General features: G+C 33.5%; 10 protein-coding genes and 4 pseudogenes. 11 read left to right on the top strand and 3 right to left on the bottom strand.

Annotation, left to right across the window (positions count from 1 at the left end; genetic code table 11):
• Positions 1-83 precede the first annotated feature (83 nt).
• Positions 84-409 (bottom strand): annotated as a pseudogene (locus DMC01_RS16605) (hypothetical protein); the annotation flags it as partial.
• 90 nt (positions 410-499) lie between these two features.
• Positions 500-613: pseudogene (locus tag DMC01_RS15925) on the bottom strand (IS1595 family transposase); the annotation flags it as partial.
• Positions 614-1,269: 656 nt separating this feature from the next.
• Here DMC01_RS15925 and DMC01_RS07180 point away from each other — a divergent pair.
• From DMC01_RS07180 to DMC01_RS07150, 7 genes are all read left to right on the top strand, one after another.
• Positions 1,270-2,538, top strand: a complete 1,269-nt coding sequence (locus tag DMC01_RS07180; protein ID WP_142693575.1) for an NAD(P)/FAD-dependent oxidoreductase — start codon at positions 1,270-1,272, stop codon at positions 2,536-2,538.
• 499 nt (positions 2,539-3,037) lie between these two features.
• Positions 3,038-5,422 carry a DNA methyltransferase gene (locus tag DMC01_RS07175; protein ID WP_142693574.1) on the top strand — a complete coding sequence of 795 codons (2,385 nt, stop codon included), beginning with the start codon at positions 3,038-3,040 and terminating at the stop codon, positions 5,420-5,422.
• Entirely contained in the window at positions 5,419-6,303 is an 885-nt protein-coding gene (locus DMC01_RS07170) for a DNA methyltransferase (protein ID WP_142693573.1), read from the top strand. Before DMC01_RS07175 ends, DMC01_RS07170 begins: the two co-directional genes overlap by 4 nt.
• A gap of 67 nt (positions 6,304-6,370) precedes the next feature.
• Positions 6,371-7,405, top strand: a complete 1,035-nt coding sequence (gene recA, locus DMC01_RS07165) for a recombinase RecA (RefSeq protein WP_142693572.1) — start codon at positions 6,371-6,373, stop codon at positions 7,403-7,405.
• Positions 7,406-7,407: 2 nt separating this feature from the next.
• Entirely contained in the window at positions 7,408-8,652 is a 1,245-nt protein-coding gene (gene eno / locus DMC01_RS07160) for a phosphopyruvate hydratase (protein ID WP_142693571.1), read from the top strand.
• A gap of 65 nt (positions 8,653-8,717) precedes the next feature.
• Positions 8,718-8,924, top strand: a complete 207-nt coding sequence (locus DMC01_RS07155; protein WP_142693570.1) for a hypothetical protein — start codon at positions 8,718-8,720, stop codon at positions 8,922-8,924.
• Positions 8,911-9,576, top strand: coding sequence for an AMIN domain-containing protein (locus tag DMC01_RS07150; protein ID WP_142693569.1), 666 nt, complete (start codon positions 8,911-8,913; stop codon positions 9,574-9,576). The genes DMC01_RS07155 and DMC01_RS07150 overlap by 14 nt, the downstream gene beginning before the upstream one ends.
• A gap of 276 nt (positions 9,577-9,852) precedes the next feature.
• On the opposite strand, the pseudogene DMC01_RS16600 reads toward DMC01_RS07150, so the two are convergent.
• Positions 9,853-10,649, bottom strand: a pseudogene (locus DMC01_RS16600) (IS1595 family transposase).
• 558 nt (positions 10,650-11,207) lie between these two features.
• Between DMC01_RS16600 and DMC01_RS07145 the strand changes: the two are divergent.
• From DMC01_RS07145 to DMC01_RS07130, 4 genes and pseudogenes are all read left to right on the top strand, one after another.
• Positions 11,208-11,387, top strand: a complete 180-nt coding sequence (locus DMC01_RS07145) for a hypothetical protein (RefSeq protein ID WP_142693568.1) — start codon at positions 11,208-11,210, stop codon at positions 11,385-11,387.
• Between the two features lie 907 nt (positions 11,388-12,294).
• Positions 12,295-12,435: a hypothetical protein gene (locus tag DMC01_RS13455; protein ID WP_185908808.1), complete on the top strand. Its 141-nt coding sequence runs from the start codon at positions 12,295-12,297 to the stop codon at positions 12,433-12,435.
• A gap of 507 nt (positions 12,436-12,942) precedes the next feature.
• The gene (locus DMC01_RS07135; RefSeq protein ID WP_142693566.1) at positions 12,943-14,880 is read left to right on the top strand and encodes a lipase family protein; all 1,938 of its coding nucleotides are present in this window, start codon (positions 12,943-12,945) and stop codon (positions 14,878-14,880) included.
• A pseudogene (locus DMC01_RS07130) lies at positions 14,855-15,256 on the top strand (hypothetical protein); the annotation flags it as partial. The gene DMC01_RS07135 and the pseudogene DMC01_RS07130, both read left to right, overlap by 26 nt.

The raw sequence follows: 15,256 nt of genomic DNA, 5'->3' as shown, positions 1-15,256 counted from the left end.
GTACTACTTAAATTCAAGCCTTAATATTTTCACACTACACTTCTTTAAACAATATTCTTATTCTTGGCGATTGATACTTTTAGCTAAAATGAGCTAGGATTTTTCCTAAGCCATTTCAACACAATTTTATACAAATTTTCGTTTTTAACCTTGACATTAGATCGAAATTCACTCTCTTTCAAATGCGTGAAAAATTCCCTTGCCGTGAAACTGAGTTAATCTAGCCTTTGTAAGGTCCTCAGAAATTCTCTATGCCGTTAATGTGATTTCGTCCATTTGCAAACTCGAATTTAACGTGTTTGACCCTGTAACTTTGCTCCTTCTTGCAAAGTTGCAAGACGAAACGAAGCAAAAAATCCACCAAGGCACCGTAGGATTTTAATCCATCGCTGTAAATTTCACTTTCTTTAAGCTCCGAAAAGTCCTAGGCAACAATTCTTTTGCAGAGCAAGTGCTTGAGCGTATAAACTCGTGCGATTGCGTTTTAGCATTCCTTCTCGTAGAGGGACGAGTGCGTAGCACGAAGTAAAAACACAGATGTCTTTTTACCAGCCCCGCGCCCACGCTTTACACGCACACCACCGAAGTAGCTCTCATCAACTTCGATTTCACCGCTCATTTTCTAAAGAAACTTCGTTTTGCTGATTTTTTCGCACTCTTTAAAGGTTAAAAGCTTACTGCACAATTGCATTCACGCAAGGGCGAGAAACCTTGCAAAGAAGGCGATTTTGCTCACAAAAATGTCAGCACAAAAGCACTCTAAAATTAATTAAATTTTCGCTTTCAAATGTAGGACAAAAATATATACTAAGATCGATTTTACCAAGCTTTTAGCTGTTATTATATCAGCTAAAAGTATCAATCGCCATATTCTTTGTGGTCTCTTTTTTAAAAACTTGCAAGCGATTTAAATTCAGGATCAATTAAGCTTAATTAAGTTTAAATTCAAGGCTTAAAGACAGTTATCTAAGCCCTTGTAACGGTGATGGATAAAAAATAGCCTTTTTGCCTTGTAAGTTACTAAAATCATATGTAAAAGCTTGTTTGATTTAAAGCTTTTGTGAATTTAAATTCAAGGGACTTGAATTACAAGCTTAATTTAAGAAAAATTAAATACGAGCTTTTAAAAATGAGTTCTTTTAAAGATGCTTAAAATCTTACACCCCTTAAACACTTAGTTAAAAGCAAGGAAAAAATTTAAAATAAACACAAAAACTGTGCTATAATTTTGAAATATTTTTTTAACACTTTGGCAATAAGGAGTTTTTGATGTCAAGCGATCAACTGAATAACAAAGTCGAAAGGAAGCTACCCTTACCCCCCAATCCTAGAATTCTCATCATAGGAGGTGGATATGGGGGGCTTAGGGTAGCTGTTGGACTAAGTGAGCTTTTGAATTTTAACTCCTCAAACAAGGCACAAATCACCCTCATTAGTAAGCACGATTACCACTACCAAACCACTCTTTTACACAAGGTCGCAGTTGGCACCCTATCAGCTAGAAAGGCAAGAATTTATTATAGAAAGATCCTTGATCCTCAAAAGGTAAGTTTCATCAAGGATAAGATCCTCACCCTAAAACCTGAGGAAAACTATGTGGTTGGAAATGGGGGCAGATATGATTATGACATCTTAGTAATAGCACTTGGCTTTAGACCTGATAGCTTTGATATACCTGGGGTTAGGGAATTTGCCTACAAGTTTTCTACTCTAAATGGAGCCTTAGCGCTTAGAAAAAACATAGAGGTAAAATTCAAAGACTTCGTCCATACAAAGAATTTGCTAGATCTTAGCTTTGCTGTGTGTGGGACGGGCTTTACTGGGGTTGAATTTGCTGCTGAGTTAGCAAGTGAGCTTGATGAGCTTTGTTTGATTTGCGGCATAGATAGAAGCTTACCTAAGATTTACTGCATAGGAAGAAGCAAGAATATCTTGCCTATTTTTAGCGATAATTTAAGCCAAAAAGCCACAAAGAAGCTTGAAAAAAAGGGTGTAAATCTTGTAAATGGTAGCACCATCATAGAGGTGCTTAAAGATGGGGTTTTGGTTGAAAAAAACGGAGAAAAACAAAAGATAGAAGCAAATACCGTGCTTTGGTGCGCTGGGGTTAAGGGCAATGATAGCATAGAAAAATCAAGCATTCCAAACAAAAAAGGCAGGATAGAAGTAGATCATCAAATGAGGTGTTTGGATTATGATAATATCTTTGTGGTAGGAGACAGTGCTCATCCTACCACAAAGGATGCCATACACGCTCCAACAGCCCAGCTTTCAGCTCAAATGGGAGACTTTGTAGCCTTGCTTTTAAGCGAGAATTTAAAGGGTAAGAAATTCACAAAGAGTTTTAAATTCAAGCATAGAGGCACAGTGTGTTCCATAGGACACACAGATGCTGTCGGTATAGTCTATGGTAAGGAGATAGTGGGCGAGCTTGCTGCCTTTATGAAAAATACCATTGAAAATAGATGGCTTTTTGGGCTTGGAGGCTTTTCTATGGTCTTTCAAAAGGGACAGTTCCGCTACCGCACAAGCAATTAAATTTGCTTTAGTATGTCTTGTAAAATTCAAAGCCTATCAAATTTTTCTATGCAAAACAAAGTAGGGCTTTTTTGTCAAAGGCAATTTTTTTGATAAAACTTAATTTGCTAGAAAAAACTCTTTTGCTGCTATTTTGCAAACATTTGATCTTTATTTAGCTTAAAGCTTATTTGTAAAATAAATATCAAGCTTGCAAGCTATGCAAGGTTTATTTTCAAACTACTTTTAATAACAAGACACTTTTAACAAATTGATTGTTGTATTTTATGAATTACAATCAAGCCTTAGTTTTGAATTTTATGCTATATTTGAATTTTCTTTCTAAATGAAACATAAATATCTGATTTTTAGCTTTTAAATTTAATCAAAGCAAACCAGCAAGAACTCTTTTTAAATTGCGACTATGTAGTTTTTTCCCACTGTGGCAATAAAGCAAAAAATTCACAAATTTTTAATTAATGTATTTTTGCTATAAATAGATAAAATTTTAGGAAGAAAAATGCAAGAGATAAACTACGCACTTGTCGAAGAAACAAGACCACCCATATACACAGCTATGAAGTATTGGGGCAAAAAGCCACATAATATTTGGAGTGAATATATAAAAACCTACACGCCTCAAAATGGTGTATTTTTGGACGCATTTTGCGGTAGCACAATGAGTGCGATTGAGAGTTTAAGAACAAAGAGAAAAACCATAGACTTTGACATAAACCCTTTAAGTGCATTTTTGCTTGAAATTTACACTAGCGAGTTTGATTTTGTAGTGTTTAAAAAGGAAGCGACAAGGGTTATTAAAGCAGTTTTTGAAAGCGAAATTTACCAAAAATTATGGCATTATGATGGGGAGTTTCATAACTTCAAATATGAAAATAAGGCCATTTATGAAATCTGTAAAAGCGACAAAACCATAATCAAAAAGGCTAGAAATATAGATCTTGAAGCCTTGAGCTTTGCTGATAATGTAGATTTAAGGGCTTTGGGTTTAAATTTTATTGATGAGCCTTTTTTAGATAGTCATTCTTTTAATGCAAATTTTATAAAAAATGTTGGAGGAAATAACTTTAAATATATTTGGACAAAACGAAATTTAACCATTCTTTCTTTGATTTTTGCTGAAATTTTAAAAACTCAAAATGAGCTTGTCAAAAAACAACTTTTGTTTGGCTTTATTATGATTACGCATTTGTGTTGCAAAATGAATATACCAAGAAGGGACAGTGCAAATAGAAATTTCAGCACGAGCTGGGGGCGAAGTGCCTATGTGTGTTCTAGCAGACAAATGGAGCAAAATCCACTCTTACTTTTTGAGCGAAATTGTTTTAAAAAGCAAAGTGTAAAAAGCTCTCTTATAGCTTCAAACACATATATTAACAAAAATATCAAAATAAAAATGGTAAGCAACGCAAATAAGCAAAAAGATAGCACTGCTTTTGATTTAAAATATGGGGTGGTAAATATCTTAAAACTTGATGATTATGTGGGTGAAAAAAGTGTAGATTTTATTATCACTGATCCGCCCTATGGTGGACTGGTGCAGTATTTGGATTTATCATATCTTTGGCTTTTATGGCTTAAAAAATTTGATAAAACTTACTCAAATATAGATTTTAATAGCGAAATTACCATAAATAAAAATTGCGATATTAAGACATATGAAACAAGATTTACTAGTGCTTTAAAACAGTTACATAGAGTGTTAAAAGATAATGGCAAAATGGTTATTACCTTTCATAACAAAGACATAGCCATTTGGAATAGCTTTATGCGTTCTTTAAGAAATGCAAATTTTATTATAGAAAAGGTTATTCATCAAAAAAATCGCAGAAGTGGAGAGAGTGTCGTAGCAAATCCTTATGGCACTTCTGGGACGGATTTTTATATAAGATGCGTTAAAAATTTGCAAAACAAGCAAGATAAGAATACACTAAGCTTGAATTTAGAGCAAACTATAATAGATATTGCCATTAAAGCCATTGCTGAAAGAAACGAGCCGACACCTTATGAAATTTTATTTGATGCTATTTTGGCTAAAATCACTTCACAAGGACTTATTTTTAGTGATGATTGTGATGGGGACATTAAAAACGCTTTAAATTCACAAATTGATAAAATCTTTACCATAAGCGAAAATAGTGGCTCAAAGGCTGGGAATTTGTGGTGGCTAAAAGAGCCTAAAAAGCACATAAATTTCGCTGATATACCCTTAAGTCAAAGGGTTGATAAACTTGTTTTGTTTATGTTAAGAAATGCTGCCTTACTTAGCCTTGATGATGTTTTGGCAAATGTTTATAAGAGTTTTCCTAATGGCTTAACACCTGATGAGAGTAGCATTTTAAAATCACTCAATAAATACGCCACAAAGTCTAGTAATGCTTGGGTTTATAATCCAAACACCAACTCATCAAAAGAAGCTACTACACATACTTTATATATAAGTTATCTTGCAAAAATAGGCAAAAAACTTGGTTTTGATATTTTTATAGGTAAAAGAGAACAACAAGAACCCATAGAAAATAAAAGGCTTGTTGATTTTGCTAGTATCAAAAAACTTGATTTTATAAAAGATGAATTTGAGAGAAAACGCATATCAATGATAGATATTTTGTTTATTAAAGATAGACAAATATGCTATGTCTTTGAGATTGAAAATTCTACGAGCATTATTTTGGCACTTCACAGGGCAAGTGTTTTAGATAAAGATTTACCAAAATTCATTGTCATTCCAAACGAAAGAGAAAAAGAGCTTTTGTCAAAACAAGAACCTTTAAGCAAGGAAGCATTTAGACAAAATAGCTGGAAATACCTTTTATACAGCGACATTGATAAGTTAAGTAATGCTAAAAATCCACAAATTCAAAATTTTGCAAAGGATATGGTATGAAAGCCTTGTTTGCAGACATTCAAAAAGAGCAAGAAAAGGGCAGATATGACAAAAGAAACACTCTAAATGATTTAACAGGCAAAGAATGGCTAAAACTTACTTCTAGTTTTTGGTTTAGTGAAAAATGCAAACTCGATAAAGATGCTTTAAAACACCCAGCACCTTTTTTGGTAAAAGACATTGAAAAACTAATTAGCTTATTTACCAAAAAAGATATGACGGTGCTAGATCCATTTTGTGGCAGTGGCACGACCTTGATTGCTAGTTTTTTGCAAGGGCGTTTTGGCATTGGCTATGATTTAAGCGATGAATTTCGCAAATTAGCATTAAGCCGTCTTGAGCAAATTTACGCCAAAGAAGGTAAAAATTTTATTTATGAAATGGGCAATAATCTTGATTTGATCAAGCACTTAAAAACTCAAAGTGTTGATTATATCGTTACTTCTCCACCATACTTTAACATACTTAAAAATAAAACCCAAGGCTTAAGGGCTGATAAATCTCACAAGGGCTTTAGAAACGGTGCAAGAAGTGGGGTAGTAGATTATGAGATAAACGCAAAAGAAAATTTAGAAAACTGCCAAAGCTATAAAGATTTTTTAAATGCCTTGCAAACACTGTTCGCCGAGTGTAAAAGGGTGCTAAAAGAGAAAAAATATCTATCTATAATTATTAGTGATTTTACGGTTAATAAAATAGAAACGAATGTAACAGGAAATATCATTGATTTAATGATTGAAACCGGCTATGAATTTGTAGGGAATATCGTTCTTTTGCAGCCAAACAAACCACTTTACCCATTTGGCTATCCTTTTGCTTACAAGATAAATCATCACAACCAAAACATTTTGAATTTTAGATTAAAAAATAATCATTCATAAACTAAATTCTTGTAAAATTCACATTACTTCAAAAATTTCAAAAACACAAAACTCACTAAGGACAGTTATGGACGAAAATAAGAAAAAATCCCTTGACGCAGCACTTAAATCCCTTGATAAAACCTTTGGCAAAGGCACGATTTTGCGGCTTGGCGACAAGGAGATAGAGCATATAGATGCCATTAGCACGGGTTCGGTTGGACTTGATCTAGCACTTGGGGTTGGCGGTGTGCCAAAGGGGCGCATTATAGAGATTTATGGACCTGAATCCTCAGGAAAGACCACTCTAACCCTTCATATAATAGCCCAGTGTCAAGAAACAGGGGGTGTGTGTGCCTTTATAGATGCCGAGCACGCCCTAGATGTGAAATACGCAGGAAATTTGGGCGTGGATACTGAAAATCTCTACATTTCTCAGCCTGATTTTGGCGAACAAGCCCTTGAAATCGTAGAAACAATAGCAAGAAGTGGGGCGATTGATTTAGTAGTCGTTGATAGCGTAGCCGCACTTACGCCAAAGGCTGAGATAGAGGGCGATATGGGGGATCAGCACGTTGGCTTACAAGCCCGCCTTATGAGCCAAGCTTTAAGGAAACTAACAGGCATAGTGCATAAGATGAACTGCACGGTGATTTTTATCAACCAAATTCGTATGAAAATCGGTGCTATGGGTTATGGCACACCTGAAACCACAACGGGCGGAAATGCCTTGAAATTTTATTCATCCGTGCGCCTTGATGTGCGTCGCATCGCTACCTTAAAGCAAAATGAAGAGCCCATAGGCAACCGCGTGAAGGTCAAGGTAGCCAAAAACAAGGTAGCACCGCCCTTTAAGCAGGCTGAATTTGATGTGATGTTTGGCGAGGGCATTAGTAGGGAAGGCGAGGTCATCGACTATGGCGTAAAGCTTGATATAATCGACAAAAGCGGGGCTTGGTTTTCTTACAAAGACAAGAAAATCGGACAAGGACGCGAGAATTCAAAGGTATTTTTGAAAGAAAATCCAAAGATTTGCGATGAGATAGTCAAAGCCATACAAGGCTCCATAGGCATTGAGGGCGTGATTGCTGCAAATAACGAAGAAGATGAAGACGAGGATTAAAAATGCTTATAATAGAAGATCTTAGGGCTTACGAGGTGCTTGATAGTCGTGGAAATCCCACAGTTAAGGCCGAGATTACTTTAAGCGATGGCTCTGTGGGCAAAGCCATAGTGCCAAGCGGAGCAAGCACAGGTTCAAAAGAGGCTTTGGAATTGCGAGACAAAGACGAAAGATTTGGTGGCAAGGGCGTTTTAAAGGCGATTAGCAATGTAAATGAGATAATCGCTGAAAATGTCATAGGGCTTGACGCCTTTAATCAAACCCAGCTTGATAGCGTTTTGCTCGAACTTGATGGCAGTAAAAACTACTCAAATTTAGGCGCAAACGCTACCTTGGGAGTGTCTATGGCGGTGTGTCGTGCAGCGGCAAATGCACTTAAAATCCCCTTGTATCGCTATTTGGGTGGTGCGAATGCAAGTGTGCTGCCCGTGCCTATGTGTAATGTCATCAACGGAGGTGCTCACGCAAACAACAATGTCGATTTTCAAGAATTTATGATAATGCCCTTTGGCTTTACAAGCTTTAAAGAGGCTTTGCGTGCGGTTTGCGAGGTTTATGCCTTACTTAAAAAAGAACTTGCAAACGCAGGACACTCCACAGCCCTTGGAGATGAGGGAGGCTTTGCTCCAAATTTAAAAAGCAATACCGAAGCCATCGAGCTTTTAATGAGGTGCATTAAAAAAGCGGGCTATGAAAAGGGCATTAAAATCGCTTTGGATGTGGCAAGTAGTGAATTTTACAAGAAGGGCAAGTATGAATTTGAGGGCAAATCCCTTTCAAGCGAGGATTTGATAGCCTTTTATGAGGAACTTTGCAAGAAATATCCCATAGTTAGCATTGAGGATGGCTTGGCTGAGAATGATTATGAGGGCTGGATAAGGCTAACTGAAAGGCTTGGCAAGAAAATTCAGCTTGTGGGCGATGATTTATTCGTTACAAATGAGGACATTTTGCGTGAGGGCATTGTCAAAAAAATGGCAAACGCGATTTTAATCAAGCCCAATCAAATAGGCACTATAACGCAGACTATGAGGACAGTTCGCCTTGCTACAAGGCATAATTACAAGTGCATTATGAGCCACCGCTCAGGTGAGAGCGAGGATGCCTTTATAGCGGACTTTGCGGTTGCACTCAACACAGGACAGATTAAAACAGGTGCCTTGGCAAGAGGTGAGCGAACCGCAAAATACAACAGATTGCTTGAAATAGAGCTTGAAAATGATGAGTTTTTAGGAGATAGGCTCTGAATGATTTATTAAAGGATTATGACGAAAGAACTAAAAAGAAATATTTTTATGTCGATATAACAAAGATGATAGCTTATGGCGTTTTTACTGTTTTAAGTGCTTATTATTTTGGAAATATGCTCTTTGGACGATCATCTTTGGAAACCTTGCTTTCCTTGGAGGCTACAAAAAAGGAGTTAAGCTCACGCATAGAATGGCTTAAAAGTCAAAACGCAAAGGCTCAAAAGGATTATTTTGAACTCAAAGGATTGCACCCCGATGAAAGGCCTTAGGATTTTTTTATTGTCTTTGTCTTTTTTGTTTGCAGCAAATGATAATCCCTTTGCACCCCCACAAGAGCTTAGCAAGGAATTGTATGAGGATCAGTTTGAAAGAAAAGAAGTGATCTTTAACTCAGATGCTAGAATACTCAAAAAAATAAATATCACCTACATAACCCTTGATGGTAGCGAAAAAAGCATAGACTTAGATATAAACGAGAGCATAGATTGGCACGATACCTACGCCTTTGTTAGAGCAAAATCCCCTCAAGCTACACCTATGCTTGATGCACCCATTACAACGCCTGAGCAGTTTAGCCTACTTACAGAAGAAAGCACCACCCTTGATGTAGAAATTCCAAGTGATAATGGCAAATTAGAAGATTTCATAAGCTTTGCTAGCTATAAAACCAAGATCAAGCTTTTAACCCAGGATGAAATGATAGGGAATTTTGTTGTTGGAAATCCTAGCAAGATAGTGCTTGATTTTAAAAATAGTGCAAATTTTATAAGCAAGAATTTAAGGCTAAAAATGGGTTCTCCTTTTAACCGTCTCGCACTTGGCTCACATAAGGGCTATTACCGCTTGGTTGTTTATTTAGACGGCAAGTATAATTATAATATAGAAAAAGATGCCAGTGGCTACATAGTGAATTTAAGATGAGTTTTTGAATTTAGCTTAAGATCTGCATAAACTTAGACAAGTTTTTGTGCTAATTGAAACTACAAAGCTGATCGGTTTTACTGTGTATTTTCTCACACAGATCAAGGCTAAAATTTAAGCAAATTTGATCTTGCCTTTGAATTTATATTAACAAAAATTTCTTTCTATCATAAACTTAGGCAGGCCTTTTGTTTCCCAATAAAATAGCAGAGCAAAAAACAAAAAAGTGTCACAAAATTTTTAAGTTAAAATTAATCAAAGCCTTTTTGTCTTGGCTTAATACAACTCAAGCGGATTAGAACTTATCATTATTCAATAAGATTTTATACAAATCTTGATCTTGAATTTTCGTATTATATTTACATTCTATTTCTTTTAGATGAAGCATAAAATTGCCCTTTTTGATTCCTTTAAATTTGCTTAATCTATGCTTGGCAAAGCCCTAGCAATTTTTGATTCCGTTAATGTGATTTTGCCATTTGCAAATTTATTTTTAGAGTATTTAGCCCTATAATGAGCCTTTACTCGTTCTTGCAAAGGGATGACCTAGCTAAGTAAAACATTAAGCAGTCCATCATATGTAGCAAAACAATCGCTATAAATTATAGATTCTTGTAAGTTGCTAGAATTGGCTAAAATAGGCAAAATCTAACTAGTAGAGCAATTTTTACCACTTGGGTATAAACGCGGCCGTTGTATTTAACATACATTCTCGCAGAGTTACGAGTGTGCAACACGAAGTAAAAACACAGATGTATTCTTGTCTGACTCTTTCATGTTTTCCTCTTACTATTTTTGCCTCTTCTACTACGCAGTTACGAGCCTAGCGTTGTAAAAAATAGCTTTCATCAGCTTCAATTTCGCCTTGAATTTTTGAAATATTTTCACATTCTATTGCAATTAATACTCTAATATTTTTGATTATTTTATTGATACTTTGGCAAGAATTGTTGCTTAATTTTGCAATTTTTATGGCTTTAATATCAAGGCAAAAATATTTAAGAATCTATTACAAATTTAGCCTCTGCAATTTTGAAACGATCAATATGCTTGTTTTTAGTCTTATAAATCATAACTTAAGGCTTTTTTATTAGAGCTTAAGTTGTCTTGAATCTAATTTTTAAGTTACAATTAATCAAAGCCTTTTGTATTTATATTAGCAACTTTGTAGTAGAAGGTGCAAGATGCGTATATGGTAAGCTTAGGCATGGGGGATATGCCTATGTTTTTACTTGACACTATAAACTTATCCCTTTGCAAGAAGTAGTAAAAGCTCATTATATGGTAACATACAGCAGAAACGAGTTTTTACACTCGCGAAATCATATCAATGCGATTGTGAATTTATAAGGATCTTGCTAGTTTGTTTAGCCAAATTTAAAGGCTACAAAAGAAAATTTTGTCCTTCATTTAAAGGAAACAAAATTAAGACGAAAGATTTAGGACAAAATCTATATCAAAATTTATTAAAATTGATAAGAGAAAATTCTATTAAAGTATCTTGAGTCTATTTTTTAAGGATTTCCTAAATGAAAAAAAGCATGTAAATTTCTCAACTATCTTAAAATATTGAGCATTATTATATTTTCTTTAATGCTCATATGGGCTTTCTTTTTGGTTGGGGACTGTTTGTGCCATATAATTTACAGCCTAGTTATTGGGAGTTTAAGAAATCTTGTGCGTTAAATATTGACATTTATGAAGCTAGTGGTGGTAAATTAGATGAGGAATATTACAATAAAGCATTGGCATTTTTTGATATGGATTTGAATAGTTTAGATTGGGATACGATTGGCAAGGAAAACAAATAGGCAAAAATATCTATACTACAATCCTAATGAGCCTAGATTACAATATGTATATGGCAAAAAAAAGACAAAATAGAGTATATTTATGGAATGTATTTTGAGGATAAAGCAGATAGAATACATTTAATAAAAATGTATTTTTCAATCTTTTGGAACACCAAGCATTATGAGTTGGAAGATAATGAAGGTAGTGGATTTTGGTGAAATGAATATACTTTGTATTGTGATAAGATATATTGCAAACACAAAAATGGTGTTAAAGTATGCAATTATGAATAAAATTAGGAGTTAAAATAGATAATAAAGAGAATGTTAAAAAATAAGAGCTTGTGCAGAACTATCTTAGGCTAGTTATGGGTATTGTGATTTGGTTGGTAACCAGTTAGAGAAAAATGCTACATAGTGTTAAAGATGTAAAATATAAATTATGTTTAAATTTTTCGTAGGTTTTATAATTGTAATATTACTAGTTAACGGTTATTTATCTAGCATAATACCATATTATATACTTTTTACATTACAACCTAGTTATTGGGAATTTAAGAGATTGTGCCAACTGAATGAATTGCCAAATAATGAGAAAAAATATAATAAGATTTTTGCATATTATGGGTTGAGTTTAGGTACAATTAACTATGATTTATTAAACAAAAATATGTTTAAATTACAAAAATAACTGAATATAGAATAGAACTTGATTGGGTTGTTATAAACTATCGCATAAAAGCATTTGCCATATTTTATACAAAAAATTCAATAATCAATAGGAGAAAATCAGTAGCGCAGAGATTGTCCTAGAATATAAAACATTTGTTTACTATTTGGATACAAAAAATTACGTTTCGTATAACTTGGGATGGCGTGAGCGTTCGCTTAATGGCAAGGAAGTATTGAATAAAGGAAAGCAATAATGACAAATAAAGAACAAATTGAAAAGTTAAAAGACTACGCAGAACTAGTTTGGGCAAGTTATGGATATTTTCATTTTGTAGGTAAAGCATTTGAAATAAAAGCTACAAAACAAGTTGGTAGAGAAAAAATCCGACAATAACATTAACTGACATATTGAATATGGATTATAATGGCTATGCAACCACAGAACATATCGCATTTATAAACCCTAAAAAACTAAAAGGAGATTTTACTAAAACTCAAGCCAAAAGATTCTTTGAAAAATATGACTTACTTATTCATTAACCTAAACACCAAATCAGGCTTCTCTGCGACACTGTTTCAAAATAAATTCACAAAAGAATTTATATTTAAGCTAAGAGAGGCAAAATGATACTATTGATAATACTTTATGCTTGCTGGATTGCTTTTTGGGTGTTTTTGTGGATTATATCGCCTATGGTTGCACATAATCCAAATAGAATTGAAGAGTTTTTTATAATGCTTGGACTAGATCTTATGCCATTGTTGATTTATAGTCTATTTTGTCTTATGATAAAAAGAAATAAGAAATATTTAATAATGTTTTGTGTATTGCTTTTATGTTATCCGTTAGGATATATTCTATTTGCAATTATTACTAGAATGAGTTTTGTGGGAGCTTAATATGCAACAAACAATCAACAACTTAAAAGACTATGCAGAGTTAGCCCATGCAAGTTATTTTTATTTTGATTTACTCAAAGATTCTAAGGGCAATTCTAGAAAAATCTATGAGCTAGATTCTGATAGAAAAAAGATAAAAGATAAAAATTATACAAGAGGATATAAGGAACTAATACTTAACTTAGAACACATAGTAAGTAGCAAATATAGTGGACAAGAGGTTTTAATAAATTTAAAGCAAGATGATACTTGGCAATCTAAGTTATTAAATTCGCTTGATGAAAAATGTAACCTTGATACAACAAACGGTGAATTTGGAGAAATTCAAGCAAAAAATTTCCTTGAACGATATATCTTACTCAAACACTGTCCTAACACAGAAACAGGATTTTCTGCCACTTTGTTTCAAAATAAATTCACAAAAACATTTATATTTGCAATTCGTGGCACAAAGGGCATTTTAAATAGAGACCTGTGGATAAGCGATATGCAATTATTAGATCAAAATGTGCCAAATCAATACAAAGATATGCTTCACTTTTATCAAGCTTGCCTTGATACATATCCACAAATGAAAGAAAAACAGTCTTTAACCCTCACAGGACATTCACTAGGTGGGACCTTGGCTCAATTATTAGCCCTAAGCCTTTGCACTGCCAATGATAGAGGCAACATAAAAGAAGTTTATACTTTTAATGCACCGGGTGCAAAGGATTTAAAGCCAGCTTATGATCTGATTATTTATGTATCTAAGCCTATAAAAGAGGATACGAAAGAAGGCTTATTGTCATTTTATAGAAAACAAGTGCAAGCTAAGGCAAAAGAATTAAAAATTAACGCCTTTGATTTAAATGCTAAAATTGATTTAACTTTACAAAAAATCCTTTATAATCAAAACAATGCTAATACATATTTTGGCATTTGTATATCAAGCAAAAGTAGCAATGCTAACACAGGATTAGAATATGCAAACATTACTTATGAAAAAATCCCAAATAATTTATTTAAGCCCTATCAAACTCTAAGTTATAATTACAACAACAAAGAAGGCTATAAATTAGCCATAAGCGACAAGGTATTTCACATAGAAACCAAGGATCAAGTAAGCAAAAAACACCATTCAAAAAAATCGCATAGCGATAATGCAATACAACACTTAGGAAAAGATATAGATGGAAATTATTTTATCTTAAATCTAAATTTTAATGGCTTTAAAACCCATAAGATTATAGAAACAATAAAAATCTTATATTTTTATCAATATATTTACCATACAAACAAAACACTCATTGACAAAGAAAGTGAAAATATACAAGTAGAATATAAAAAGCACAAAAAAGATTTTATGAAAACACATTCTGTTTTTGCTACTGATTTATACACAAAAGAACAAAAAGTGCTTGAATATTGCAATCTTATCACCTTGTCTATTTATAAAATTCTTTATAATATTGAAGCTAGAAAGGCAGCACAAGGCTACATCAATAATGATTTATATAGAAATGAAGCTAAAAATCCCTTATACGCCATAATAGAACAAAGACTATTTGAGGCTAGCTTAAAAACAAAAGAAAAGAAATTCAAGCTAAAAGAAGATTGTAGCAATATCATAGAAGCCATACTTTATTTACAAAATAACTTTGTTTTTATAAAAATCTTAGAAGAAGAGGCCATAAAAAAGATCAACAAAAAATCAGAGCTTGCCTTGCTTTTTGCCATACACGAAGAAAGTTTTTTTATCACAGTCAATGAACAAGCTAAGCCATTAATTACAAAAGAAAATGCCTCTTCATTGATGGGATATAAAACACCAAAGATGATAATCTTTTGTTTAAATGGGCTAAATGATGATGGCTTCTTGATTGAAGCCTTAAAAAAAGAAACCTTGAAATTTTATCCTAAGGTAAAAAGTAATGAAGAATCAATTCAAAGCCAATAGATTTAGAATTTTTAAAGATAAAAATAGAATTATTTTAGACATAGAAAAAAATAATTTTATACTTGACATAGAAAAGATCTTATTTACAATCAACGCCTTTACCGAAGAAAAAAAAGAAGACTTAGAAACTTATGATGTATATATTGTATTTATGGGATATATCCTCAAAGGCTCAAAGCAAGTTCCTAGCTTCTCCACTCTCACACAAAATGCTTTAAATTCACCCCTCTTCTTTTCAGAAGTAGATAAAGAAGGCAATTTCAAGGCAAATTCCCCCTTTTATCATTTCATCCCAGCTGATGAAACACTTAACAAGGGAAGGCTTACTGTTTATTTAAATAACTTCACCTTAAATTTGCTTAATTATTCTTTATTA

Source organism: Campylobacter troglodytis (assembly GCF_006864425.1).
Classification (GTDB): Bacteria; Campylobacterota; Campylobacteria; order Campylobacterales; family Campylobacteraceae; genus Campylobacter_D; species Campylobacter_D troglodytis.
The sequence above is the reverse complement of the archived record's forward strand: the minus strand, read 5'-3'. Positions and strand labels throughout refer to the sequence as shown.

Excerpts from the sequence above, each read along its gene's own strand:
- DMC01_RS07180 (WP_142693575.1), top strand. The coding sequence starts at position 1,270 with ATGTCAAGCGATCAACTGAATAACAAAGTCGAAAGGAAGCTACCCTTA.
- DMC01_RS07175 (WP_142693574.1), top strand. The coding sequence starts at position 3,038 with ATGCAAGAGATAAACTACGCACTTGTCGAAGAAACAAGACCACCCATA.
- DMC01_RS07170 (WP_142693573.1), top strand. The coding sequence starts at position 5,419 with ATGAAAGCCTTGTTTGCAGACATTCAAAAAGAGCAAGAAAAGGGCAGA.
- recA (WP_142693572.1), top strand. The coding sequence starts at position 6,371 with ATGGACGAAAATAAGAAAAAATCCCTTGACGCAGCACTTAAATCCCTT.
- eno (WP_142693571.1), top strand. The coding sequence starts at position 7,408 with ATGCTTATAATAGAAGATCTTAGGGCTTACGAGGTGCTTGATAGTCGT.
- DMC01_RS07155 (WP_142693570.1), top strand. The coding sequence starts at position 8,718 with ATGATAGCTTATGGCGTTTTTACTGTTTTAAGTGCTTATTATTTTGGA.
- DMC01_RS07150 (WP_142693569.1), top strand. The coding sequence starts at position 8,911 with ATGAAAGGCCTTAGGATTTTTTTATTGTCTTTGTCTTTTTTGTTTGCA.
- DMC01_RS13455 (WP_185908808.1), top strand. The coding sequence starts at position 12,295 with ATGACAAATAAAGAACAAATTGAAAAGTTAAAAGACTACGCAGAACTA.
- DMC01_RS07135 (WP_142693566.1), top strand. The coding sequence starts at position 12,943 with ATGCAACAAACAATCAACAACTTAAAAGACTATGCAGAGTTAGCCCAT.